Origin of the sequence: Marinobacterium aestuarii (assembly GCF_001651805.1) — a bacterium.
Classification (GTDB): domain Bacteria; phylum Pseudomonadota; class Gammaproteobacteria; order Pseudomonadales; family Balneatricaceae; genus Marinobacterium_A; species Marinobacterium_A aestuarii.
This window is the reverse complement of sequence record NZ_CP015839.1, coordinates 4,849,903-4,873,890: the sequence shown is the minus strand read 5'-3', so window position 1 is coordinate 4,873,890 and position 23,988 is coordinate 4,849,903. Positions and strand designations below refer to the sequence as shown.

The 23,988-nt window shown below is 57.4% G+C and carries 22 protein-coding genes; 18 read left to right on the top strand and 4 right to left on the bottom strand.

Annotated elements, in window-relative coordinates; all coding sequences use genetic code 11:
• Window positions 1-12 precede the first annotated feature (12 nt).
• The 8 genes from rplO (at window position 13) to rplQ (ending at window position 4,937) form a co-directional block, all read left to right on the top strand.
• Window positions 13-447 (top strand): 50S ribosomal protein L15, encoded by a 435-nt coding sequence (rplO, locus tag A8C75_RS21350; RefSeq protein ID WP_067386395.1) that lies wholly within the window; start codon window positions 13-15, stop codon window positions 445-447.
• The gene (secY, locus tag A8C75_RS21345) at window positions 448-1,776 is read left to right on the top strand and encodes a preprotein translocase subunit SecY (RefSeq protein WP_067386394.1); all 1,329 of its coding nucleotides are present in this window, start codon (window positions 448-450) and stop codon (window positions 1,774-1,776) included. It begins immediately after the preceding gene.
• Window positions 1,777-1,797: 21 nt separating this feature from the next.
• Complete coding sequence (rpmJ, locus tag A8C75_RS23245; RefSeq protein ID WP_007021200.1) at window positions 1,798-1,914, top strand: 50S ribosomal protein L36; 117 nt, start codon at window positions 1,798-1,800, stop codon at window positions 1,912-1,914.
• Window positions 1,915-2,060: 146 nt separating this feature from the next.
• Window positions 2,061-2,417: a 30S ribosomal protein S13 gene (rpsM, locus tag A8C75_RS21340; RefSeq protein ID WP_020682691.1), complete on the top strand. Its 357-nt coding sequence runs from the start codon at window positions 2,061-2,063 to the stop codon at window positions 2,415-2,417.
• Between the two features lie 25 nt (window positions 2,418-2,442).
• On the top strand, window positions 2,443-2,832 hold the full coding sequence (rpsK, locus tag A8C75_RS21335; RefSeq protein ID WP_067290691.1) for a 30S ribosomal protein S11: 390 nt from the start codon (window positions 2,443-2,445) through the stop codon (window positions 2,830-2,832).
• Window positions 2,833-2,847: 15 nt separating this feature from the next.
• Window positions 2,848-3,468, top strand: a complete 621-nt coding sequence (gene rpsD, locus A8C75_RS21330) for a 30S ribosomal protein S4 (RefSeq protein ID WP_067290688.1) — start codon at window positions 2,848-2,850, stop codon at window positions 3,466-3,468.
• Between the two features lie 26 nt (window positions 3,469-3,494).
• Window positions 3,495-4,499 carry a DNA-directed RNA polymerase subunit alpha gene (locus tag A8C75_RS21325; protein WP_067290685.1) on the top strand — a complete coding sequence of 335 codons (1,005 nt, stop codon included), beginning with the start codon at window positions 3,495-3,497 and terminating at the stop codon, window positions 4,497-4,499.
• Between the two features lie 42 nt (window positions 4,500-4,541).
• Window positions 4,542-4,937 (top strand): 50S ribosomal protein L17, encoded by a 396-nt coding sequence (gene rplQ, locus A8C75_RS21320; RefSeq protein ID WP_020682687.1) that lies wholly within the window; start codon window positions 4,542-4,544, stop codon window positions 4,935-4,937.
• 197 nt (window positions 4,938-5,134) lie between these two features.
• Here the strand turns inward: rplQ and uvrA are convergent, their stop codons facing one another.
• Complete coding sequence (uvrA, locus tag A8C75_RS21315) at window positions 5,135-7,984, bottom strand: excinuclease ABC subunit UvrA (protein ID WP_067386393.1); 2,850 nt, start codon at window positions 7,982-7,984, stop codon at window positions 5,135-5,137.
• A 304-nt stretch (window positions 7,985-8,288) separates the two neighbouring features.
• Here uvrA and A8C75_RS21310 point away from each other — a divergent pair, with 304 nt between their 5' ends.
• From A8C75_RS21310 to A8C75_RS21295, 4 genes are read left to right on the top strand one after another with little or no spacing between them, the layout of a single operon-like run.
• A complete protein-coding gene (locus tag A8C75_RS21310; protein WP_067386392.1) occupies window positions 8,289-9,467 on the top strand; it encodes a thiamine pyrophosphate-dependent dehydrogenase E1 component subunit alpha in 1,179 nt (392 codons plus the stop codon).
• A complete protein-coding gene (locus A8C75_RS21305; RefSeq protein WP_067386390.1) occupies window positions 9,460-10,437 on the top strand; it encodes an alpha-ketoacid dehydrogenase subunit beta in 978 nt (325 codons plus the stop codon). Before A8C75_RS21310 ends, A8C75_RS21305 begins: the two co-directional genes overlap by 8 nt.
• A gap of 11 nt (window positions 10,438-10,448) precedes the next feature.
• Window positions 10,449-12,062, top strand: coding sequence for a dihydrolipoyllysine-residue acetyltransferase (locus A8C75_RS21300; RefSeq protein WP_067386388.1), 1,614 nt, complete (start codon window positions 10,449-10,451; stop codon window positions 12,060-12,062).
• Between the two features lie 60 nt (window positions 12,063-12,122).
• Window positions 12,123-13,931: a protein kinase domain-containing protein gene (locus A8C75_RS21295; protein ID WP_067386386.1), complete on the top strand. Its 1,809-nt coding sequence runs from the start codon at window positions 12,123-12,125 to the stop codon at window positions 13,929-13,931.
• Window positions 13,932-14,083: 152 nt separating this feature from the next.
• Here A8C75_RS21295 and A8C75_RS21290 read toward each other — a convergent pair whose 3' ends face one another.
• Entirely contained in the window at window positions 14,084-15,055 is a 972-nt protein-coding gene (locus A8C75_RS21290) for a LysR substrate-binding domain-containing protein (protein ID WP_227820037.1), read from the bottom strand.
• A gap of 205 nt (window positions 15,056-15,260) precedes the next feature.
• Between A8C75_RS21290 and dctP the strand changes: the two genes are divergently transcribed.
• From dctP to betA, 5 genes are all read left to right on the top strand, one after another.
• Entirely contained in the window at window positions 15,261-16,289 is a 1,029-nt protein-coding gene (dctP, locus tag A8C75_RS21285; RefSeq protein WP_067386384.1) for a TRAP transporter substrate-binding protein DctP, read from the top strand.
• Window positions 16,290-16,349: 60 nt separating this feature from the next.
• A complete protein-coding gene (locus tag A8C75_RS21280) occupies window positions 16,350-16,913 on the top strand; it encodes a TRAP transporter small permease subunit (RefSeq protein ID WP_067386382.1) in 564 nt (187 codons plus the stop codon).
• Between the two features lie 26 nt (window positions 16,914-16,939).
• Entirely contained in the window at window positions 16,940-18,241 is a 1,302-nt protein-coding gene (locus A8C75_RS21275; RefSeq protein WP_067386380.1) for a TRAP transporter large permease, read from the top strand.
• Window positions 18,242-18,589: 348 nt separating this feature from the next.
• Entirely contained in the window at window positions 18,590-19,177 is a 588-nt protein-coding gene (ssb, locus tag A8C75_RS21270; protein ID WP_067386377.1) for a single-stranded DNA-binding protein, read from the top strand.
• A gap of 260 nt (window positions 19,178-19,437) precedes the next feature.
• Window positions 19,438-21,120, top strand: a complete 1,683-nt coding sequence (gene betA / locus A8C75_RS21265) for a choline dehydrogenase (protein ID WP_067386376.1) — start codon at window positions 19,438-19,440, stop codon at window positions 21,118-21,120.
• Window positions 21,121-21,163: 43 nt separating this feature from the next.
• Here betA and A8C75_RS21260 read toward each other — a convergent pair whose 3' ends face one another.
• Together A8C75_RS21260 and betI are read right to left on the bottom strand one after the other, a co-directional pair.
• A complete protein-coding gene (locus tag A8C75_RS21260) occupies window positions 21,164-21,862 on the bottom strand; it encodes a haloacid dehalogenase type II (protein ID WP_067386374.1) in 699 nt (232 codons plus the stop codon).
• 97 nt (window positions 21,863-21,959) lie between these two features.
• A complete protein-coding gene (betI, locus tag A8C75_RS21255; protein WP_067386372.1) occupies window positions 21,960-22,544 on the bottom strand; it encodes a transcriptional regulator BetI in 585 nt (194 codons plus the stop codon).
• 311 nt (window positions 22,545-22,855) lie between these two features.
• On the opposite strand from betI, the gene A8C75_RS21250 reads away from it, so the two are divergent.
• Window positions 22,856-23,986, top strand: coding sequence for a BCCT family transporter (locus tag A8C75_RS21250; protein WP_067386370.1), 1,131 nt, complete (start codon window positions 22,856-22,858; stop codon window positions 23,984-23,986).
• The last annotated feature ends 2 nt before the right edge of the window (window positions 23,987-23,988 follow it).

Genomic DNA, 23,988 nt, shown 5'->3' with positions numbered 1-23,988 from the left:
GGAGTTCGTCACATGCGTCTGAACACTCTGAGCCCCGCCGCTGGTTCCAAGCAGGCTCCGAAACGCGTAGGTCGCGGTATCGGTTCTGGTCTTGGCAAAACCGGTGGTCGTGGTCACAAAGGTCAGAAGTCCCGCTCAGGCGGTTCTGTTAAGCCGGGTTTTGAAGGCGGTCAGATGCCTCTGCAGCGTCGTCTGCCGAAGTTCGGCTTTAGCTCCCGTAAAGCCCGTTACGTTGCCGAGATTCGTCTGAACGAACTCAATGCAGTCGTTGCGGACGTAATCGATCTGGCCGCGCTGAAAGCGGCGGATCTCGTTAACCACGATATCAAAGTGGCTAAAGTGATCCTGTCTGGTGAGATCGGCAAAGCAGTAACTGTATCCGGTCTGAAAGTGACCAAGGGTGCACAAGCTGCGATCGAGGCTGCTGGCGGCAAAGTCGAGGCGTAAATGGCTAAGCAAGGACAGATACCGGCGGGCACGCAAAGCGGTTTGGGCGAACTTTGGTCTCGTCTGCGCTTTGTGCTGCTGGCGATCATTGTGTACCGGATCGGGGCTCATATTCCCGTCCCCGGTATCAACCCGGATCGTCTAGCTGCATTGTTTGAACAGAATCAGGGGACTATTCTCAGTCTCTTCAACATGTTCTCGGGTGGTGCGTTGGAGCGTATGAGTATCCTCGCACTGGGCATCATGCCGTACATCTCTGCCTCTATCATTATGCAGCTGATGACGGTTGTGAGCCCCCAGCTCGAAGCGTTGAAGAAAGAGGGTGAGGCGGGTCGTCGTAAAATCAATCAGTATACCCGTTACGGCACGGTGATCCTGGCGACCATACAGTCGTTCGGGATGGCTGTAGGCCTGGCGAATCAGGGTGTGGCGTTCAGTGGTGACATCAGCTTCTATTTCGTTGCTGTCGTGACCCTGGTTGCAGGTGCAGTCTTCCTGATGTGGCTCGGAGAGCAGGTAACTGAACGTGGTATCGGCAACGGTATCTCGATTCTGATCTTCGCGGGTATCGTGGCTGGTCTGCCCAGTGCAATCGGTCAGTCCTTTGAATCGGCGCGTCAGGGGGATTTGAATATCCTGGCGTTGCTGGCGATCGCGGTCATGGCCGTGGCGACTGTTGGCTTTGTAGTGTTTATGGAACGTGGCCAACGCCGCATTACCATCAACTATGCAAAGCGTCAGCAGGGCCGTCGCGTCTATGCAGCGCAGTCGAGCCACCTGCCGTTGAAAGTGAATATGGCAGGCGTTATACCCCCGATCTTTGCATCCAGCATCCTGCTGTTCCCGGCGTCGGTTGGTCAGTGGTTTGGACAGACTGATGGCATGGAATGGTTGCAGGACATGGCGCTCGCGCTAGGCCCAGGCCAGCCGCTCTATATCCTGCTGTTTGCGATCTGCATCGTGTTTTTCTGCTACTTCTATACGGCGATTGTTTTCAATCCCCGTGATGTGGCAGACAACCTGAAAAAATCAGGTGCATTTATCCCGGGAATTCGTCCTGGTGAACAGTCCGCACGCTATATCGATACTGTGCTGGGCCGTCTGACATTGTTTGGTGCTCTATACATCACCGCGGTATCTCTGATGCCTCAGTTCCTGGTGGTTGCGTGGAATGTGCCATTCTACTTCGGCGGTACCTCATTGTTGATCGTGGTAGTCGTGGTCATGGACTTCATGGCTCAGGTGCAATCACACCTGATGTCTCACCAGTACGAGTCCTTGATGAAGAAATCTAACCTCAAAGGCGGTGGCGCAGGCTTCCTGCGTTGATACTGCTAATTGGAGTGGATCATGAAAGTACGCGCATCTGTTAAAAAGATTTGCCGTAACTGCAAGATCGTACGTCGCAACGGTTCCGTGCGCGTGATCTGCAAGGTAGAACCGCGTCACAAGCAGCGTCAGGGTTAATTCCTGGCCCTATAGGGCGTAGAAGGCGAGCGGCCTTGATTTAATTTTGATCAGGGTGTACTATTGCGCGCCTTCTACGAACGTATTAGAAATATTATGGCGCTCACCTAGAAGTCTAGTGAGTGCCTTATGACGGAGTAAATTGAATGGCCCGTATAGCTGGCGTCAATATTCCTGACAATAAGCATGCGGTAATTTCTCTTACTTACATTTACGGGATTGGCCGCACAACCTCGAAAATGATCTGCGATGCTGTTGGTATAGCCCACAGCACTAAAATCGCAGATCTGACAGAAGAGCAGCTTGATAACGTTCGTGGTGAAGTTACCAAGTTGTCTGTCGAGGGTGATCTGCGCCGTGAGGTCAACATGAGCATTAAACGTCTCATGGACCTGGGGTGCTTCCGTGGCCTGCGTCACCGCCGCAATCTGCCGGTACGTGGTCAGCGCAGCAAGACCAACGCGCGTACGCGCAAAGGTCCGCGCAAGCCGATCCGTAAGTAAGTGGTAAGCGATAGGAATTTCCGATATGGCTAAGCCAGGTAATCGCACACGCAAGAAAGTGAAAAAGACGGTAGTGGATGGCTTCGCGCATATCCATGCCTCTTTCAATAACACGATCATCACCATTACCGATCGTCAGGGTAACGCGCTGTCTTGGGCAACTTCAGGAGGCTCCGGCTTCCGTGGTTCGCGCAAGAGCACGCCGTTCGCTGCACAGGTAGCGGCAGAGCGCGCCGGTCAGGCGGCTCTTGAGTATGGTCTGAAAAATCTCGACGTGTTTGTCAAAGGTCCTGGACCTGGTCGCGAGTCAGCAGTGCGTGCACTGAACTCTTGTGGCTATAAAATTGCAAACATCACGGACGTGACGCCCATCCCGCACAACGGATGCCGTCCTCCGAAGAAACGTCGCGTATAAACTGGAGACGGTAAAATGGCCCGATATCTTGGACCTAAGTGCAAGCTGTCTCGCCGTGAAGGTACAGACCTGTTCCTGAAAAGCGGCGTTCGTGCACTCGACAGCAAATGCAAAGCAGAAGCTGTTCCGGGTATGCACGGCGCGCGCCGGGGACGTCTGTCCGACTACGGTCTGCAGCTGCGCGAGAAACAAAAAGTACGTCGTATGTACGGCGTGCTGGAACGTCAGTTCCGCAACTATTACAAAGAAGCGGCTCGCCGCACTGGTTCCACAGGTGAAAACCTGCTCCAGCTGCTGGAAGGCCGTCTTGATAACGTGGTGTACCGCATGGGCTTTGGCTCTACTCGCGCGGAATCCCGTCAGATCGTGTCTCACCGCCAGATCACTGTAAACGGTCAGGTAGTGAACATTGCATCGTACCAGGTGAAAGCCGGTGACGTGGTTGCAGTTCGCGAGAAGTCCAAGAACCAGCTGCGTATCAAGAGCGCTCTGGAGCTGGCTTCTCAGCGTGCTGCTGTTGAGTGGGTTGAAGTGGACGCAAGCAAAATGGAAGGTACTTTAAAGACCGTTCCTGAGCGTAGCGAACTTTCTGCCGACATCAACGAGCACTTGATTGTCGAGCTGTACTCCAAGTAATTCTTGAACTCTTTATTGGTGGAACTATGCAGCGTTCTGTAAACGAGTTTCTAAGCCCGCGTCACATTGACGTACAGGAAATCAGCAAAACTCGCGCTAAAGTGACTCTCGAGCCACTGGAGCGTGGTTTTGGCCACACGCTGGGTAATGCACTGCGCCGCATTCTGCTGTCTTCTATGCCGGGCTTTGCCTTCACAGAAGTAGAGATCGATGGCGTGCTGCACGAGTACAGCACCATTGAGGGCGTTCAGGAGGATGTTATTGAGATCCTGCTGAACCTGAAAGGCGTTTCGGTAGCACTTTACAATGGTGAAGAAGTTACCCTGACCCTGAGCAAGTCCGAGCCGGGTCCTGTGACTGCTGGAGATATTCAGCTGACACAGGATGTGGAAATTGCAAACCCGGAACACGTGATCGCTCACCTGAACGAAGGTGCGAGCCTGAACATGCAGCTGAAAGTAACCCGCGGTCGCGGCTACGTTCCTGCTGACACTCGTACCAGTGACGAGGATGAAACTCGTGCTATCGGTCGCCTGCAACTGGATGCTACCTACAGCCCGGTACGTCGCGTTTCCTACGTAGTAGAAAGCGCGCGTGTCGAGCAGCGTACAGACCTGGACAAGCTCGTAATCGACATCGAGTCCAACGGAACAATTGATCCGGAAGAGTGCATTCGTCGTGCTGCTACGATTCTGCAGCAGCAACTGGCGGTATTCGTGGATCTCGAAGATGCTGCGGACCAGGCCAAGGTCGAGCCAGCCGAGCCGGAGATTGATCCGGTTCTGTTGCGCCCGGTTGATGACCTGGAGCTGACTGTACGTTCCGCCAACTGTCTGAAAGCAGAACAGATCTACTACATCGGGGATCTGATTCAGAGAACCGAAGTAGAACTGCTGAAGACTCCGAACTTGGGCAAGAAGTCGCTGACCGAGATCAAGGACGTGCTGGCATCCAAAGGTCTGTCTCTGGGTATGCGTCTTGAGAACTGGCCACCTGCCAGCCTTAAGAACGACGATAAAGTCGCGTCCTAAGGCAGCGAGTTGAACTGACTTAAGTTGGTAAGGACTTAACAAATGCGTCATCGTAAATCTGGTCGTCATTTTAATCGTACCAGTGCGCACCGCAAAGCGATGTTTAAAAACATGGCAGTGTCTTTGTTCGAACACGAACTGATCAAGACTACTCTGCCGAAGGCGAAAGAACTTCGCCGCTTTGCTGAGCCGCTGATCACCCTGTCCAAGATTGACAGCGTGGCTAACCGCCGCCTGGCTTTCTCTCGTACACGCAGCAAAGAAGCCGTAGGCAAGCTGTTTAACGAGCTGGGTCCGCGCTACAACGCTCGTCCGGGCGGTTACGTTCGCATTCTGAAATGCGGCTTCCGTCCTGGTGACAATGCTCCGATGGCTTACGTAGAACTGGTTGGCCGTCCGGCTGGCCTGACTGCAGTCGACGAGTCTGCTGAAGACTAAACTCTTCAGTTGCGCAAAACACAAAACCCGGCCTATGGCCGGGTTTTTTTGTGGACGAATGAATAGTTTACAGGTGGGGGCTTACGTTTGTGGGAGCCCGCACCACGGGCAAATTGTCTCGGGGTATTATCCCGCGGCGTTGCGCCGATTCGCCCAGAGACCGGGCTCCCACGATCCTCTACAGCAGTGTCCTATTACTAACCCGCGGCGCTCTGTTGCGCCTGCTTGGCCAGCAGCGGTTTGAGGAAGCGGCCGGTGTGGGAGCCTTCGCAGGCCGCCACCTGTTCCGGCGTGCCGGTAGCGATGATCTGGCCACCCCCGGTGCCGCCTTCGGGGCCCAGGTCGATGACCCAGTCGGCGGTCTTGATCACATCCAGGTTGTGTTCGATCACCACTATGCTGTTGCCGTGATCGCGCAGGCGACTGAGCACGTTGAGCAACTGCTGAATATCGTAGAAGTGCAGACCGGTGGTCGGCTCATCGAGGATATAGAGCGTTTTGCCGGTATCGCGCTTGGACAGTTCCTTCGCCAGTTTCACGCGCTGGGCCTCACCACCGGAAAGGGTGGTGGCGGCCTGGCCGAGGCGAATGTAGGACAGGCCCACATCCATCAGGGTTTGCAGACGACGTGACAGGGCGGGGATGGCGTCGAAGAATTCGCGACCTTCCTCCACTGTCATGTCCAGCACTTCGTGAATGCTGCGTCCCTTGTATTTCACTTCCAGGGTTTCACGGTTGTAGCGTTTGCCCTTGCAGACGTCGCAGGGCACGTAGATGTCCGGCAGGAAGTGCATTTCTACCTTGATGACACCATCGCCCTGGCAGGCTTCGCAGCGCCCACCCTTGACGTTGAAGCTGAAGCGCCCGGGTTTATAACCGCGTGAGCGTGCTTCCTGGGTGCCGGAGAAGAGTTCGCGAATGGGTGTGAAAATACCGGTGTAGGTGGCCGGGTTCGAGCGCGGTGTGCGGCCGATGGGGCTCTGGTCGATATCGATGACCTTGTCGAACTGATTCAGCCCCTCAATGCTGCGATACTCAGCGGGATCCAGAGTGGTGGCGTGGTTCAGTTCGGTCGCGGCTATGGGATAAAGCGTGGCATTGATCAGGGTCGACTTGCCCGAGCCTGACACCCCGGTGATGCAGGTAAACAGGCCCACCGGGATTTCCAGGTTGACGTCCTGCAGGTTGTTGCCCCTGGCGCCGTTGAGCTTGAGTAATTTCTTGGGATCGAGCGGCAAGCGCTTGCCCGGCACTTCGATACGTCGGCGCCCGCTCAGGTACTGGCCGGTAATGGAGTTCTCATTGGCCATTACCTCGGCCGGGGTGCCGCTGGCGATGACTTCACCGCCATGCACGCCCGCGCCCGGACCTATGTCGATAACATAGTCGGCCAGCAGTATGGCGTCTTCGTCATGCTCCACCACTATGACGGTGTTACCCAGGTCCCGCAGGTGACGCAGGGTCAGCAGCAGACGCTCGTTGTCGCGCTGGTGCAGGCCGATGGAGGGCTCGTCGAGGATATACATGACGCCCACAAGACCGGCACCGATCTGGCTGGCCAGGCGAATACGCTGAGCTTCACCGCCGGACAGGGTATCGGCGTTGCGATCCAGTGACAGATACTCGAGCCCCACATTCACCAGGAAGGACAGGCGCAGGCGGATTTCCTTCAAAATCTTGTCGGCGATCTCGCCCTGTTTGCCGCTGAGCTCGAGCTGATCAAAGTAGCTGCAGCATTCACCGATGGGCAGGTGGGTGATTTCCGGCAGGGTGCGCTCGTCGATAAAGACATGGCGCGCCTCGCGTCTCAGGCGGGTGCCGTGGCACGAGGGGCAGGGCTGCATGTTGAGGTATTTGGCCAGATCATCCCGCACCATTTCGGATTCGGTTTCGCGGTAACGTCGTTCCAGGTTGTTCAGCACGCCCTCGAAGGGGTGGGCCTTTTCGACGGAATCGCCGCGGTCATTGACGTAGCGAAAGGAGATGTTGTCCCGGCCGCTGCCGTGGAGAATCACCTTGCGGTGCTTTTCGTCCAGATCAATGAAGGGCGTGTCCATGTTGAAACCGGCATGATTGGCCACGGCCTGCAGCTGCTGGTAGTAGTACAGGCTGCGCCTGTCCCAGCCGCGGATAGCACCTTCGGACAGGGTCAGGCTGTGATCGTGCACCACCTTGTGCGGATCGAAATACTGTCGCACGCCCAGACCATCACAGCCCGGGCAAGCACCGTGGGGGTTGTTGAACGAAAACAGCCGCGGCTCGAGTTCCTGAATGCTGTGGCCACAGGTTGGGCAGGCAAAGCGGGCCGAGAAAATCAGTTCCTCGCCATCGCCGTCCATGTAGCTGATCTTGGCCAGGCCATCGGTGAGCGCCAGCGCAGTTTCGAAGGATTCCGCCAGCCGGGTACTGAGATCGTCCCGTACCTTGAAGCGGTCAATCACCACCTCGATATCGTGTTTGCGGTTCTTGTCCAGCTCCGGCGGGCTGTCCAGATCGACGACGATGCCATCGATGCGGGCGCGCACAAAGCCCTGGGTAATCAGCTCGCTCAGTATATGCAGGTGTTCACCCTTGCGGCCCTGAACCACCGGAGCCAGCAGCATCAGCTTGCTGCCCTCTGGCAGAGCCATGACCTGATCCACCATCTGACTCACGGTCTGGGCGGCCAGGGGCAGGTCGTGGTCGGGGCAGCGGGGCTCACCGGCGCGGGCATAGAGCAGACGCAGGTAGTCGTAAATCTCGGTAATGGTACCCACAGTCGAGCGCGGGTTGTGCGAGGTCGACTTCTGCTCGATCGAGATGGCCGGTGACAGGCCTTCGATATGATCAACGTCGGGCTTTTCCATCACGGACAGGAACTGGCGGGCATAGGTGGACAGCGATTCCACATAGCGGCGCTGACCCTCGGCGTAGAGAGTATCGAAAGCCAGTGAGGACTTGCCGGATCCCGACAGCCCGGTGATGACCACCAGCTTGTCACGGGGAATATCCAGGTCGATGTTTTTCAGGTTATGCGTGCGTGCGCCGCGCACCAGAATCTTGTCCATATACCTTCCCGACGAAGAGACCAAAGCCGTTGATTATATAGCGTTCGCCGCCGGGCCAACACCGGTGCTGCGTTTGAATTCGTTTAGCCGCCCCGGCGTTCTTTGGCAGCTCTGTATTTTTAGCCTTAGTTCTCTGGCCGATTAAATGCCATTGCTGATAGCAGCTATGCTCAATAGTCGTGGGCCTGTGCTGGCTGGCGTTGCATTTTTGGCCCTGCGGGCAAGGGCCAGTAACCGGGCGCGGTCAGAGAATCAGGAGCGACAGCGGCGTCAATACATCAAAATAAACGGGATTATGATGTCTATGGATAATCAAGAACGGGTGATTCATGCGCCTGAGTTTACCCCGGGCAATGCCTTGCAGATCCCGATTTATCGGGTATTGCAGCAGGATGGTTCGATCATTCCCGGTGCCGTGGTGCCGGATCTGGACGAGGCCCAGGCCCTGAAGATTTACCGCGCCATGGTATTTACCCGCGTGCTGGATGAACGCATGCTGGCGGCCCAGCGCCAGGGGCGGTTGAGTTTTTATCTGCAATCCACCGGTGAAGAGGCCACCACGGTCGGGTTTGCCGCGGCGCTGGATGATGCCGACATGATCATGGCGCAGTACCGCGAACAGGGCGCGCTGGCCTATAGAGGCTTCTCGATTGAGGAGTTCATGAACCAACTGTTCGGCAATGATCAGGACTACGGCAAGGGTCGGCAGATGCCGATCCATTACGGCTCCCGCGAGCTGCATTACATGACCATTTCGTCTCCGCTGGCGACGCAGATTCCCCAGGCGACCGGCTACGCCTACGGCCAGAAGCTGGCCGGCCAGCAGCGCTGCACTGTTACAGTATTCGGCGAGGGTGCCGCGTCCGAGGGTGACTTTCATGCGGCCCTGAATATGGCGGCGGTGCTCAAGGTGCCGGTGATTTTCCTGTGCCGCAACAACGGCTATGCCATCTCGACGCCGTCCAGCGAACAGTTTGCCGGTGACGGCATAGCGCCACGTGCGGTCGGTTACGGCATGCAGTCCATTCGGGTGGATGGCAACGATGTGCTGGCAGTCTGCAAGGCGATGCAGGAGGCGCGCAAGCTGGCCGTGGAACAGAATGAGCCGGTACTGGTCGAGGCGATGAGCTACCGTCTGGCGGCTCACTCCTCCTCGGATGATCCCTCCGGCTATCGCAACAAGGCAGAAGAGGATAAATGGCGTGCCAAGGACCCGATACTGCGCATGAAAAACTGGCTACTGGCCCAGAACTGGTGGGATGAAGCCCAGGAGAAACAGCTGCTCGAAGAGCTGCGTCAACAGGTGCTGGCAGCAATGAAACTCGCACAGCAGCGGCCACCGGCGAAGCTCGAGGATTTGATCACCGACGTCTATGATGAGCCGCCGGCGCTGCTCAGGCAGCAACTGGAAAATCTCAAGGCCCACATCCGCAAATACCCCGCGGCTTATCCCAAGAGCGCCGGAGGAATTGATCATGGCTGAGATGAACCTGTTGCAGGCGATCAATAACGCCCTGGATATCGCCATGGCGAGCAACGACAAAGTCATCTGTTTTGGCGAGGATGTCGGCGTATTCGGCGGTGTTTTCCGCGCCACCAGCCATTTGCAGGAGAAATATGGCCGGGCCCGCTGCTTCAATACACCCCTGGTGGAGCAGGGGATCATCGGCTTTGCCAACGGCCTGGCGGCCCAGGGATCGGTGCCGGTGGCCGAGATCCAGTTTGCCGATTATATATTTCCTGCCTTCGATCAGATCGTGAACGAAGCCGCCAAGTTTCGCTACCGCTCCGGCAACCTGTTCGATGTCGGTGGGCTGACGATACGTACGCCCTACGGCGGCGGCATCGCCGGCGGGCTCTACCATTCCCAGTCGCCTGAAGCCTATTTTGCCCATACGCCGGGCCTCAAGATCGTAGTGCCGCGCAACCCGCATCAGGCCAAGGGGCTGCTGCTGGCCTCGATCCGTGATCCAAACCCGGTGTTGTTCTTCGAGCCCAAGCGGATCTACCGCGCCTCGGTGGGCGAGGTGCCGGAAGAGGATTACGAACTGCCTCTGGGGCAGGCGGAAGTACTGAAAGAAGGCACGGACATCACGCTGCTGGCCTGGGGGGCTCAGATGGAGCAGATTGAAAAGGCCGCGGAGCTGGCAGAGAAAGAGGGCATTTCCTGCGAGGTCATAGACCTGCGCAGCGTTCTGCCCTGGGATGCCGACACTGTGGCTGCGTCGGTCATGAAAACCGGCCGTCTGCTGATCAGTCACGAAGCGCCGCTGACGGGAGGCTTTGCCGGGGAGATTGCCGCCACTATTCAGGAGCGATGCTTCCTCTATCTGGAGTCGCCCATTAGCCGGGTTACCGGCCTGGATACGCCTTTCCCGCTGGTGCTGGAAAAGGAATACCTGCCGGATCATCTGAAGCTCTTCGAAGCGATCAGGCACAGCGTTAACTTTTAGTGGAGTCTTCCATGATCAAAGATTTTATTCTGCCCGATATCGGTGAAGGCATCGTGGAGTGCGAGCTGGTTGAGTGGCTTATCCAGGAAGGCGACCTGATCGAGGAAGATCAACCGGTGGCCGATGTCATGACCGACAAGGCGCTGGTACAGATACCCTCACCCTTTCATGGCCGGGTAGTGCGTTTGTTCTATCAGCAGGGCGATATTGCCAGGATTCACTCGCCCCTGTTTGCCGTTGAGCTGGCCGAGGAGCAAGCGCCGATTACGCAACCCCCTGTGGTGCAAGCGCCGGCGGCTGCGGAGCAACCGGCAGCGCAGGCCGCCGCCGAAGCGAAAGAAGAGGACTTTATCCTGCCGGACCTGGGGGAGGGCATTGTTGAATGTGAGCTGGTGGAGTGGCTGGTGAAAGAGGGGGACCTGATCGAGGAAGATCAGCCGGTGGCCGATGTCATGACGGACAAGGCGCTGGTACAGATTCCGGCCCCCCGGGCCGGACGGGTGACGCGTCTGTATTATGCCCAGGGCGAAATGGCCAAGATGCACTCCCCTTTGTTCGCCATTATGCCGTCCTATACCCACAGCACTACAACAGCCGCACCGGCCGCCGCTCCGGTCGCTGCTCCAGCTAAAAAGCCCGCGTCATCGATCAAGGCCCCTGCGGCCGCAGCCTGCCAGGCGGCTGTTCCGCAGGCTAGCGCCTCCCGCCCTGGTGGCAAGGTACTGGCAGGGCCTGCGGTGCGTCGCGTGGCCCGCGAATACGGCCTTGATCTTGCGCAGGTTCCCGGCAGTGGCAAGGATGGGCGTATTCTGAAGGAGGATGTGCAGCGTTATCGCGCAAGCCTTGAGCAGGCTCCTAAAGGTGCCGCCACCGCAGCCGTTAGCACTGAGCCTTCTGTTGCGGCTGTAGCGACAGAGAAGAGCGTGCGTATCGAGCCGATCCGCGGTATCCAGGCAGCCATGGCCAAGCGCATGGTGGAGGCGGTATCCAGTATTCCCCATTTCACCTACGGCGATGAAGTGGACATGAGTGCGCTGCTGCAACTGCGCGGCCAGTTGAAGCTCAAGGCCGAACAGCAGGGCGTGCGTCTGACATTGATGCCCTTCATCATGAAGGCGATGGCGCTGGCGGTGCAGTCCTTTCCCATCCTTAATGCGCGGGTGAATGACGACTGCACTGAGCTGCACTATCTGCCGAGCTGCAATATCGGCATGGCGGTGGACTCAAAGATCGGCTTGCTGGTGCCCAACGTCAAGGGGGTGGAGCGCCTCAGTATTCTTGATATCGCCCGTGAGGTGCAGCGCCTGACCGACGCCGCCCGCACCGGCAAGTTACGCCAGGATGACCTGCAGGGCGGCACCATCAGCATCTCCAATATAGGTGCTCTGGGGGGCACCTTTATGGTGCCGGTGGTCAACAAGCCGGAAGTGGCGATAGTGGCGCTGGGTAAAACCCAGACGCTGCCGCGCTTTGATGCAGCAGGCCAGGTGGTGGCCAGCAGCATCATGAACATCAGCTGGTCGGGCGACCATAGAGTGCTCGACGGCGCGACCATGGCGCGCTTCAGTAACCTGTGGAAAGCCTACCTCGAGGATCCGGCCTCAATGCTGCTTGAGCTGGCATAGTTGCCCTAGCCCCTGGCCCTGAGGGGCAGACATCTTGAGGATCCGTGAGCCGACTTGCCTATGCCCAATGATTACCTGCAACAGTTCTATATCCCGGAAGAGCAGTCGATTTACCTGCTCAGCCACCACGATGCCAAGAAACTCAAGGACTGGTTCCGGCTGTGCGAGGCGCAGCTGCAGCAGCTGGGCTATCGGGATATAGAGCTGATCGGCAAGGGGGCCTTCGGCTTTGTCTTCGCCGGCGTTTCTGGCCAGGGCGAGGCGTCGGTATTCAAGTTTTCCCGTATCACGCTGCCGCAGCATCTGCAGGACCGGCTGGAAGAAGAGGCTTTCATGCTGGGGCTGGTGGAGCACCCCCATGTGCCCAAACTGCTGGCCTTCCAAGCGGTGCATGGCCAGTCGATCCTGGCGATGGAGCGGGCGCCGGGGCGGGATCTGGAAAAAATATCGCTGGAGTGGGGGCCGCTGTCGCCGCGCCTGGTGGTGCGGATCGCGGCGCAAATGGCCGATATCCTGCGTACATTGCGCAGCCACGCGGGCAAGCCCATTGTGCACGGCGATATCAAACCCTCCAATATCGTCTTTGACGCCGAGACCGAAACCGCGGCCCTGATCGACTGGGGTTCAACGGTGTTCGCCCAGCTGGATGCAAACAACCAGTTTGTGGCCGCCAATGTGATGGAGCTGATGTCGGATAACATGCAGCAGACCAACGCCCGGCTGGGGGATGTCTACTTTATCGGCGAGGCGCAGCTTAACGGCGGCTTGTCGTCCCCCCGTTTCGATGAAGACGGTCTGGCGGGCACCCTCTATGCCCTGGCGTCGGGGCAATCCTGCCGTTTTGGTTACAAGGCCATTCCGCCCACCTCACTGGGTTTGCCGATCGAGTTTGCAAGGGTGCTGGAAGCCATGCTGGCGCCGGACCCGGTTGAGCGGGCCCGGGCCGGGGATTATTTTCTGGCGAACATGCACCGCATGGCCCGACTTGTGATGGAGGATCTGCCGACGCCAGCGCCGGTGCCCCAGGTGCCCGTGTGGGTCAGCCCGCGCTACCGCGATATTGATACCGTGGTCTATAGCTCGCGCAAGTCATTCCTGCGTGAAGAGGGTGCGCACGATGTTTTAAGTGCGCTGGATGACGCGCCGCTGGAACGCTACTACAAGAACTTTCTGCAGGGGATGGGGGAGACCGAAAAGGCCTTTCTGGCCGCGGTCAGCCGGCTCGGCAAGTACCCGATTGTGGGCGGCCTGGCGGTGCGCTGGGAGGCGAACGGCGTCTATATCGACTCCAGCCTGGCGCTGCACGATGAACGCCTGCGGGCCTCCTTTATTGCCTCGGTCAATAACATGGTGAGTCTGGCGCGGGCCATTTACCGACAGGGTGTCTTCAAAAGCTGTCTGTTCGATGCCCGTGACACCCTGCATATTGAGCGTGACAGCGAGACTGAGCCCTTCGTTGCCCCCGCCGGAATTTCCTTGCCCTATGAGGTCAGCGCGGCACCGGATCTGGAAAACCAGGCGCGGGTGCATTCGTACTTCGAGGATGGCCGTGACCCCGATGAATTCCTGGAATTGCCCCAGGACATCATGGACATCCTCTGGCAGCTCAACAGGATTCACCACACCGGTCTTATCATCTTCGAGAGCCTGCCAACGCATCTGAAGGTGCACAGTTATTACCGTTTGCTGGACCCGCGTCAGGAGCAGGAGTTCGCCCGTTGCCTGAATGCCATCCTGCAGCGCTTGCCGCTAATCGAAGGGTTGGGGGTTTCAGGCTTTATGAAACTGCCCTACAAGGACACGCGCTTCTTCCCCCATATCGAACGTCTCCCCGAAAGGTACTACCCCAAAAATCCGCGCAAGCTGTAGTGGCGCAACAACTTCAACCGCCGCCGGCTAACTTTGCAGACACTGCCGATTGGCCAGTTAATCGATGTACGCACGGCGCAGCCGATTCGTGCCTGAATAGCTTCTTGGTGAAGAGGTCAATACCGGTACCCGGGCTTAGGCTCAGCCAGTATTTAAACGCGAACTTTGCCCTCATATGGGTTGTTTCCCGCCCGTCGCAGAATTTCCAGAACGGCTTTGGCCGCAGGTGCGAGCAAGTGCTCATCGCGTACGATCAGCCCGTAAGGGGCCAGATTGCGGTCCAGGGCTTTTTGCACTCCTTGCGTCAGTGTGACCTGGGTTAGCATGTTGTAGCGCATGTAATGCTGCACCACGCCCTTGGGCAGCAGTGTGAGCATATTGTTCTGTTCCAGCAGGTTGGTGACCATTAACAGGTTTTCGGCGGTAACTACCCGTGTTGGCGGCAGCATTGCGGCACGGTAAAACAATGCTTCAAACTCCGCGCGCATCACGCTGCCATCGGGAGGCAGCACCCAGTCTTCATGCTGCAGGTCGGCAGGTGACAGCGCTCTGCCCGCGCGGATAAGCGGATGGTCGATACGGGCGCACACATGAATGGGTTCCTGGAACATGGGCTCATACTGAAAGCCATATCGGTCGTGCTTGTCGAAATAACGTGCCACCAGGATGTCGAGCTCGCCGTTATCCAGTGCTTCAAGTAGTTGCTCGCTGGAGCCGGTCTGGATGCTGATTTCCAGATCAGGGTGGGTCTGGCGAACCTTATTGAGGGTATCTGGCAGGAGATCTGCGCAGGGTGTGAGAATAGTGCCCAAGCGGACTCGGCCACTCTGCCCATGACGCATGGCACTTATTTCAGCATAGGCACCGTCAAGGGTGCTGAGCAGGTGATTGGCATGGCGAATCATCGTTTCACCGTAGGCGGTCGGGATAACGCCACGGGCTTGGCGCTCGAACAGGTGGACTCCCAGTGCGTCTTCAAGTTCCTTCAGCAGTTTTGATATTGCCGGTTGGGAGATGCTCAGCCCTTCCGCGGCGTGGTTCAGATTGCAGGTCTCACCCAGGGCGGCCAGCACCAGCAGGTGGCGTTGCTTCAGCCTTGCCCGGATAAACCAGTTTGAGTTCACTGACTTCAAGATATTCACTGCCTGTAGGGATAAGACATATTCAAGCTGATATGAATAATCCAATAATTGATATTTGTTAAGTATATCTAGGCTGGATAATCTTTAGCCACCTGTTTTTATTCATTTCGTCCGCTGTCTGTTGGCAGCTTAACAAGTGGAATAACCAGGGCGTGACTGTGCACAAAAACAACAAGCGGAGAATCGCATGAAATTGCTGAAGACATCCATGAGCCCCGGCCTGCTGGCCCTGATGGCGGCTTTTGCGCTGTGCCCGACGGCGGTAACCGCTGCTGAGGACTGGAAATTTCAGATCAACGTCAACGCTGGCGATGACGAATATCGCATTGCTCAGGAGTGGGCGCGTTCGGTGACCGAGAAAACCAGCGGTGAGATCAATATCGAAATCCTTCCGGGTGGCGCTATCGTTGGCAATAGTGAAACGCTGGACGCAGTAGGTGCAGGAATCCTGCAAGGTCACATCAGTGATCCGGGCTATTTCTCAGGCAAGAATCCGGCCTTTGCCATTTATGGCAATATGGTTGGCGCCTGGTCTGACCCTTATCAATTCCTGGGGTACATGCGCGATGCCGGTGGTGAAGCGCGCTACAACAAGCTGGTTGAGCCCTATAACGTTCATCTGATTCGCGCCGGTGCTGTTGGTGCTGAAGCCCTGATCAGCAAACGCAAGATCGAACATCTGAGTGACTTCAAGGGTCTGAAAATTCGGGCGCCTGAAGGCATGGTGTCCAATATTTTCGCGCTCGTCGGCGCAGCTCCGGTTAACCTTCCCGGCTCTGAAGTCTTCACCGCGCTGGAAAAGGGCGTGATTGATGCCGCGGATTACACAGTGTTCTCGACCAACTACAGCCAGGGCTATCACAGATATGCGCCTTTCGCGGCATATCCCGGGTTCCATTCGCTGCCGATGAAGTCAATCTCGATCAACAAGGCGATCTGGGATGGCCTGACTCAGGATCAGCAAACACTGCTGGAAAATTCGGTAGACGAATTCACCGATAATCTGATTAGTGAACTGAAGCAAAAGGATCAGGAGCAGGTGGCCAAAGCCCTTGACACGGGTGACGTCACTATCACGACCCTGTCCGACGAGGAGCTGGTGCAGTTTCGCAACGCCGCGCGCTCCGAGTGGGACACCTGGCGCGGAAAAAACGCCGATACCGCTGAAGCTGTGGATTCTATCCAGGCATATCTGAAAGAAAAAGGTCTTCTCTGATCTCTCCCGCGATATCAGCCTCGCCATTGGATGGCGGGGCTTGAGTCAGGAATAAGCACCATGAACGATAACACCTCACCGTCTGCCGAAAGTCAGACGCAGTCTGCCCTGCCGGTTACTGAGCAGGAAACCACAGGAATGGACAGGCTGGTCGACAAGGCCGGGAAGCTGGCTGCCTGGCTGGTGCTGATCGCAATGTTGATCAGCGTATTCGAAGTCATTTCACGTTACATCTTCAATGCCCCGACGACCTGGGTACATGAAACCACCATTTTCCTGGTGGCCTCTATTTTCGCCATAGGTGGCCCCTATGCGCTGGCACGCAACCGACATATTCAGATTAGGATCGTGCTGGATCTGCTGTCACCCCAAAAACGCCGCTGGCTGGAAGTGCTGAATCTGGTACTGGGCATCGGATTTTGCGTTGCCATTGGCTATGCGGCCTGGGTGCTGGCTCACGGGGCCACCCATACACCCACAGGTGACTGGCGTCTGGAGACATCAGGCTCATCCTGGAACTCCCCGCTGCCGGCGTTCACCAAGATTGTCATCCTCCTGTCCGTTGTGCTGATGGCACTGCAGTTGATTGTCCGCCTCTGCGGGTACTTCAAGAACAAGAAATAACCAGTTGCTGCTACGGGTATCGCTCCATGACTATTGAAATCGCAACCTATTTGCTCGTCTCTTCCATATTTGGCCTGCTGGTGCTGGGTTTGCCGCTGGCCTTTGTAACGGGGTTGGTCGCGGTGCTGTTTACCCTGGGTTGGTTTGGCACCAGTGCCATCCCGCTGGTGGCCAGCCGTATTTTTGGCTTTGTTACCGAGTATTCACTCGTGGCAGTGCCCATGTTTGTCTTTATGGCAGGCTTACTGGATCGCTCTGGGATGGCCAAAGACCTGTTCAACTCCATGCGAGTTTTCTCCGGCCGCCTGCCAGGGGGTGTCGCTGTTCAGACGCTGGTGGTGGCGTTTTTCCTGGCGGCTATATCGGGCATTATCGGCGGTGAAATTGTGCTTCTCGGTGTTATTGCTCTGCCGCAGATGCTCCGCTTGGGTTATAACAAGCGCATTGCGATTGGAGTGGTCTGCGCTGGCGGTTCGCTCGGTACCATGGTGCCGCCGTCTATAGTGCTGATTATTTATGGCCTGATTTCCAGCGTATCAATTGCCGACCTGTTCAAGGCTGCTTTCTTGCCCGCCATTCTGCTGATGGCAGCTTACATGTGCTACGTCGTGTTTATTTGCTGGCGCTACCCTGAAATGGGCGGCGCGCATATAACCGCAAGCAACGATCAGCCTAGGCTCAGTTTTCGTGAAGCGGTACAGGGTATGGCCTATCCGCTGGTAATTGCAGGGCTGGTGCTGGGCAGCATTTACGGAGGAATTGCCTCGGTAACTGAAGCGGCATCCATGGGCGCTGCCGCGGTGATGCTTGCCGTTAAACTGCGGGGTGAATTTACCCTTGGCATGCTCAAAGAGAGCCTGGGTCAGACGCTGGAAACCTGTGGCATGATCGTCTGGATTGGGATCGGAGCCGCCTGCCTGGTCGGAGTCTATAACCTCATGGGTGGCAACCGCTTTGTATCCTCCGCCATCATGGGGCTGGATGTAGCGCCGCTGGTGATCATTCTGGTGATGATGCTGATCTTTCTGATGTTGGGTATGTTCCTGGACTGGATCGGCATTGCCATGCTCTGCCTGCCCATATTTGTCCCTATAGTGCAGCAACTGGGCTTTGATCTGGTGTGGTTTGGCATTCTGTTCGCGATCAACATGCAGGTGTCCTATATCAGTCCACCCTTTGGTCCCGCCGCTTTTTATCTCAAGAGTGTGGCGCCGGCGGACATATCGCTAAAGGATATCTTTGGCGCGCTGGTTCCCTTCATTCTGATACAGCTGGTGGTATTGGGGCTGCTACTGAAATTCCCGCAGATTGCCACTTGGGCGCTGTAGCGCTGAGTGCATGTCGATACTGAATGTAATGCCGGGGATGCCGGCGTTTCAGTCGTGCGGCGTTATTCATTCCCACCGCGATTGTTATGCAAGCCTGTTGGGTTGCCGGCAGGCGCGCGGATCCAAAGACGAAGTAGCGGGAGGTTATCAGCGTGAGTTTGAGGGGCAGAAAACGGATAGCCTTAGCCCTGATCGGCGTATTCTCTGGCTGTGCAGGGCTCATGCGTAAAACAGCTTTAGTATCGTGTGCAGACGAGGTCAAAGCGCAAGCTCTATGTTATCCTTCACGGCTATAGAAAAGCTTGCCGGTGGTAGCGGCAAGCCCTGCAGAGCGAAGTGGAGAAACCGATGGCACGCGGCGTTAATAAAGTAATTCTGGTAGGCAACCTGGGCGGTGATCCGGAGGTGCGTTACATGCCTTCCGGCAATGCGGTGACCAACGTGACTCTGGCGACCAGCGAAAGCTGGAAAGACAAGAACACCGGGCAGATGCAGGAACGCACCGAATGGCACCGGGTGGTATTTTTCAACAAGCTGGCCGAAATCGCCGGCGAATACCTGCGCAAGGGCTCCCAGGTCTACGTTGAGGGCGCGCTGCGCACCCGCAAGTGGCAGGATCAGAGCGGCCAGGACAAGTACACCACCGAAATCGTAGCCAGCGAAATGCAGATGCTCGGTGGCCGTGGTGGTTCCGGTGGCGGCGGCGGTGCCGACGCAGGTGACAACTACAACCAGGATACGGGTGGTGGTTATTCTCAGCAGCCGCAGCAGCGCTCCCAGGCACCACAGCAGCGGCCGCAGCAGGCGCCACAGCAGAATTATCAGCAGCCCCAGGGTGGTCAGCCAGCACCCCAGCAGCGCCCGCAGCAGGCTCCGCAACAGCCGCAGCAGCCGGCGCCGGGCTTTGATGATTTTGACGACGATATCCCGTTCTGAGAGTTACCTTAGATATTTATGTAAAGAATACCTCTGGAGCCCCCGTTTTACGGGGGTTTCGCGTTTTGGCGGTTCTTAAGGAAGAACGCGGACGCGTCGCGCCGGCTGTCCAGGCGAGTCATACGGAATTTAAGTTGATTGATCGTTTAATTAAAATAGATTATGTTGGTGGCATCGCAAATTAACAGACGTCGGTCAGTGTATTGCAGTAACCCGGTTGCGGGTTGTCCAGAACAGCACTGTCGGTCACGGGAGAGCGCATGACACAGCAGAAGTACGACTACATCATCATCGGTGCGGGTTCCGCCGGCTGTGTGCTGGCCAATCGTCTCACCGAGAGCGGCAAGCATCAGGTGCTGCTGATTGAGGCAGGTGGCAGCGACAAGAGCATCTTTATCCAGATGCCCACGGCGCTGTCCTATCCGATGAATTCGCCCAAGTACAGCTGGCCGTTTGAGTCCGAGCAGGAGTCCGGTATCGACAACCGACGCCTGCATTGCCCGCGGGGCAAGGTGCTGGGGGGTTCTTCGTCCATCAACGGCATGGTGTATGTGCGTGGTCATGCCTGCGATTTCGATCAGTGGGAAGAGCAGGGCGTTCAGGGCTGGGGTTATCAGCAGTGTCTGCCGTACTTCAAACGGGCCGAGACCTGGTCCGGCGGTGCCGATGATTACCGTGGTGGCAGCGGCCCGCTGTCGACCTGCAGTGGCAACGAGATGCGCCTCAACCCGCTGTATCAGACCTTTATCGATGCCGGCGTTGAGGCCGGTTACCCGGATACGGCCGACTACAACGGCTATCGCCAGGAAGGTTTCGGCCCCATGCACATGACCGTCAAGGACGGGGTGCGGGCGTCTACCTCCAACGCCTATCTGCGCGAAGCGCTGAAGCGGCCGAACCTGCATTTGGTATCCCGCGCGACCACTCACCGGGTGCTGTTGCAGGGCAAGCGCGCTACGGGTGTGGAATACAGCGTCGGTGGCAAAACACAGACGGCAATGGCCGCTGTCGAGGTTATTCTGTCGGCGGGCTCTGTGGGGTCGCCGATGCTGCTGCAACTGTCGGGTATAGGGCCGCGTGAGGTGCTGGAAGAGGCCGGCGTGGCGCTGCAGCATGAGCTGCCGGGTGTCGGCGAGAACCTGCAAGATCATCTGGAAGTCTATTTCCAGTACCGCTGCAAGCAGCCGATATCACTTAACGGCAAGCTCGGCCTGATCAGCAAGGGCCTGATCGGCACCCGCTGGCTGATGTTCAAAAACGGCCTGGGGGCGACCAATCACTTTGAATCCTGTGCCTTTATCCGCTCGCGCGCCGGGCTGAAATGGCCGGATGTGCAGTACCACTTCCTGCCAGCGGCCATGCGCTACGATGGCCAGGCTGCCTTCGATGGTCATGGTTTCCAGGTGCATGTGGGGCCTAACAAGCCTGCGAGCCGCGGTCATATTCGTATTCGCTCGGCCAACCCCAAGGACACGCCGAGCATTCGGTTCAATTATCTGCAGGCCGAACAGGATGTTATCGACTGGCGTGCGGTTATTCGCCTGAGCCGCGAGATCATTGCCCAGCCGGCATTTGATGCCTACCGCGGTGACGAGATTCAGCCGGGCAAGGATATCCAGAGCGACGCGCAGATTGATGCCTGGGTGCGACAGAATGTGGAGAGTGCCTACCACCCGTCCTGTACCTGCAAAATGGGTGCGGATGATGATGCCATGGCGGTGCTGGATGCGCAGTGCCGAGTGCGTGGCCTGGAAGCGCTGCGGGTGGTGGACTCATCCATCTTCCCGACCATCACTAACGGTAATCTTAACGCACCGACCATCATGGTGGCGGAAAAGGCGGCCGATATTATCCTGGGCAAGGCGCCCTTGCCGGACGCCGGTGTGGATGTCTGGATAGATCCACAATGGCAGCAGCAACAGCGTTTGAACCCGCCGGCCTAGCTGACGGGTCTCCCAGCTTGGCGCTGCGTGACGTGGCAGGTCTTCAGGGCGCCTGCCAGCGCGCAATGATCTGATCGACAAGCTCGGTCAGATCCGCGGCGCTAAAGTCCGGCACCGGCACGCCTGCTGCCGGTAGCATCGCGTTGTGCGTGCGTGTCACCAGCGCGCCGTAACCGCCAGCGGCCTGGGCACCCAGCGTATCCCACAAATGACAGGCGACCAGGCACAGGTCCGACATCGCCACACCCATCTGCGTTGCCACAAGACGGTAGCTTTCAGGCGCCGGCTTGAATTTCTGCACCGACTCAACACTGAATGAATGTTCGAAAAACTCGCTAATCCCGGCGCGCTCCAGCGGCGTGGGTGAGGTTGCGCTGGCCGAGTTGGTCAGGGTCACCAGCCTGAAACCCGCATCGCGCAGGCGGCTGAGCGCTGGCACTACATCGGGATGGGCCGGCATGCTACTCATGCGCAGCTTAAGTTCATCGATGTCGCCATCGGTGATCGCTACCCCATGAATGCTGGCCAGCATGCGCAGGCTTCCCACGGCCAGTTCGCCAAAGGGTGTGTAGAGATTTGAAAGGGTCATTGCCTGGGAATAGAGGATAAGTTGCGCAAACCAGTCTCTGAATACCCGCCGGTCGCCAAAGAGGCGTTCAAACAGAGGCTCAAGGGTGGTGATATCCAGCAGTGTCTCATTCACATCAAATACGATGACAGGCGCAGCTGTGTCCTTGGGCATGGGGGGCTCCTCTTTCGGTGTGTTTGGCGGAGACGACTGCATCATGTCATGGTGGGCCGGTTCATGCGCTGCAGAGAGACATCCAGGTGCTGCTGGATCAGCTGTCTTCGTGCAGCAGGCGCGCCAGTGTCTGGTGCGCCAGGCGTCGGGCGGTGGTGGCGTCTGAGGTTGGGCTGGCCAGGGCACAGTTTATCCACAGGCCATCGATCAGGGATGCCAGCAGCAGAGCGGCATCCTGGGCTTCATTGGCGGGCAGCATTTCGCGAAAGTTGTGCAGCAGATTAGAGCGCATGCGGGCACCGCGGATGCCGGACAGCCGCTGCAGCGCGGCATCGTGGGGTGTTTCGGCCCAGAACGCCAGCCAGCAGGTCACTACTTCAGGCGCAAACTGCTCGGCGGAAAAGTTGCCATCAATGATGGCAGCAATGCGTTCCCGGGGCGAGTTGGCGCGGCTCCAGTCGCTGTAGATTCCATCGGTCAGCTGGCGCATCAGCTGACGCATGGTTTCAGCCAGCAGATCGTTCTTGCCGTCGAAATAGTGGTGAATAATGCCGGTGGAAACCCCCGCGATCTTGCTGATCTTCGCCACAGTGGTATTGGCGTAACCGTACTGATGAATGACGGCTGCTGTGGCTTCAATCAGCTGCTTGCGTCGAATCGGCTGCATTCCAACCTTGGGCATGTCGGTTCCTTGTAGCGAGTGACACCTGGGTCGGACATGATCGTTGTTTTTGGCGAGCGCTTCAACAGCGCAGTCCATGTCGGCCGGGTGCAATCGGATGTCGTTATATGGATGGCAGACGGCGTTTTTCGAGCAGCGCCTGGCACTGATTTACTGGATATTAAACTTAATTGATCGTTCAATAAAAATAAAACAGATGGCCGCGGTACAACAGGGCAGATAGAGGCGTGTGCCGCAAGGCGACGTCGGGGCGATGTCATGTCGCTCGTCGGGCTCGGGGTTGTGTCGCTCGCCGTCCTGAGGACTCGAGTATGAATGCTATTCTATCGGTCGCCATCATCGGGGCCTTGCTGCTGGTGCTGCTTATCCTGGTGCGCTGGGGACGCATGCGCTGTGAGGGGCCCATGCCCACGTCATTGTTTGCCTTTATGGCGATACTCTTCACCTCCGGGCTCGATGTCGGGCTGATCATGTTTCCCCTGGGCGAGTTTCCGGTCTATGCGAGCGAATCGGCCTACGCCTTTACCAACCCCCTGGCGATCGAGTTCGGCTTCTGGGGCTTCCTGGTCTGGGCTTTCTATTTTCTGACCACCTTTTATTTTGTGATCGTTGAACCGCGCCTCAAGCTGTTCGAAATTCCACTGATCAAGTTCGTCAATAATCTGGTGATTATCGGCACCTGTGCCTTTACCGGCTTCCTCTTCCTGAGCTACCTGCCGGACTATGCGCAGGGTATTTCCACACCGCTGAGATACGGCCTCACCGCACTGGTGGTACTGCTGGCGGTCTTCTCCAGCTCGGACGTACGATATGTGAAATGGCTGAGCATAGGCTCAACTTGGCTCTTCTTCGCCCTTATCGGGCTGCTGGCAGTGAATGCCGGCATGGAGCCGGCGGCGCTGTCCGTCAGCCTGGTGCTGATGGGGGATTACTTCGCCAATCTGCAGCACTTTGTGACACCCCTCAGCGACTATCACGCTTTCTATCTGTTCTGGTGGTTCTCCTGGAGCATCATGATCGGCCAGTTTGTTGCCCGCTTTGTCGGTGGCCTGCCGGCCTGGCAGTTGTGCCTGGCGATGCTGGTGATCCCCTCGATCCCCATCGCTATCTGGTTCTCGGTGCTCTATTTCTACTTCGAACAGGCATTGGTGATGAGTACACTGCTCAAGACCTCGATGCTGGTGGTCGGCGTCATCTTTGTGGTCAATTCGCTGGATTCCCTGATCCGGCTCTATACCACCAACCTTGATATCACCGTGGAGCGTTTCGGGTTCTACCCCTACCTCATCGGCAACTGGCTGCTGATGTATGGCCTGGTGCTGCTGTTTCAGTTCACGCCGCTGAAGATCGAGTGGATCGGGCTGGTGGTCATCGCACTTTACGCCGCAGTCTGCCTGCTGATGCTGCGGCCCTCGGCCCGCTTGAGCCTGATGCGCACTTGAGC

Excerpts from the sequence above, each read along its gene's own strand:
- rpsM (WP_020682691.1), top strand. The coding sequence starts at position 2,061 with ATGGCCCGTATAGCTGGCGTCAATATTCCTGACAATAAGCATGCGGTA.
- A8C75_RS21300 (WP_067386388.1), top strand. The coding sequence starts at position 10,449 with ATGATCAAAGATTTTATTCTGCCCGATATCGGTGAAGGCATCGTGGAG.
- secY (WP_067386394.1), top strand. The coding sequence starts at position 448 with ATGGCTAAGCAAGGACAGATACCGGCGGGCACGCAAAGCGGTTTGGGC.
- A8C75_RS21295 (WP_067386386.1), top strand. The coding sequence starts at position 12,123 with ATGCCCAATGATTACCTGCAACAGTTCTATATCCCGGAAGAGCAGTCG.
- A8C75_RS21325 (WP_067290685.1), top strand. The coding sequence starts at position 3,495 with ATGCAGCGTTCTGTAAACGAGTTTCTAAGCCCGCGTCACATTGACGTA.
- rpsD (WP_067290688.1), top strand. The coding sequence starts at position 2,848 with ATGGCCCGATATCTTGGACCTAAGTGCAAGCTGTCTCGCCGTGAAGGT.
- A8C75_RS21275 (WP_067386380.1), top strand. The coding sequence starts at position 16,940 with ATGACTATTGAAATCGCAACCTATTTGCTCGTCTCTTCCATATTTGGC.
- A8C75_RS21250 (WP_067386370.1), top strand. The coding sequence starts at position 22,856 with ATGAATGCTATTCTATCGGTCGCCATCATCGGGGCCTTGCTGCTGGTG.
- rplO (WP_067386395.1), top strand. The coding sequence starts at position 13 with ATGCGTCTGAACACTCTGAGCCCCGCCGCTGGTTCCAAGCAGGCTCCG.
- rplQ (WP_020682687.1), top strand. The coding sequence starts at position 4,542 with ATGCGTCATCGTAAATCTGGTCGTCATTTTAATCGTACCAGTGCGCAC.
- A8C75_RS21260 (WP_067386374.1), bottom strand. The coding sequence starts at position 21,862 with ATGCCCAAGGACACAGCTGCGCCTGTCATCGTATTTGATGTGAATGAG.
- rpsK (WP_067290691.1), top strand. The coding sequence starts at position 2,443 with ATGGCTAAGCCAGGTAATCGCACACGCAAGAAAGTGAAAAAGACGGTA.
- ssb (WP_067386377.1), top strand. The coding sequence starts at position 18,590 with ATGGCACGCGGCGTTAATAAAGTAATTCTGGTAGGCAACCTGGGCGGT.
- dctP (WP_067386384.1), top strand. The coding sequence starts at position 15,261 with ATGAAATTGCTGAAGACATCCATGAGCCCCGGCCTGCTGGCCCTGATG.
- A8C75_RS21305 (WP_067386390.1), top strand. The coding sequence starts at position 9,460 with ATGGCTGAGATGAACCTGTTGCAGGCGATCAATAACGCCCTGGATATC.
- uvrA (WP_067386393.1), bottom strand. The coding sequence starts at position 7,984 with ATGGACAAGATTCTGGTGCGCGGCGCACGCACGCATAACCTGAAAAAC.
- rpmJ (WP_007021200.1), top strand. The coding sequence starts at position 1,798 with ATGAAAGTACGCGCATCTGTTAAAAAGATTTGCCGTAACTGCAAGATC.
- A8C75_RS21280 (WP_067386382.1), top strand. The coding sequence starts at position 16,350 with ATGAACGATAACACCTCACCGTCTGCCGAAAGTCAGACGCAGTCTGCC.
- betA (WP_067386376.1), top strand. The coding sequence starts at position 19,438 with ATGACACAGCAGAAGTACGACTACATCATCATCGGTGCGGGTTCCGCC.
- A8C75_RS21310 (WP_067386392.1), top strand. The coding sequence starts at position 8,289 with ATGGATAATCAAGAACGGGTGATTCATGCGCCTGAGTTTACCCCGGGC.
- betI (WP_067386372.1), bottom strand. The coding sequence starts at position 22,544 with ATGCCCAAGGTTGGAATGCAGCCGATTCGACGCAAGCAGCTGATTGAA.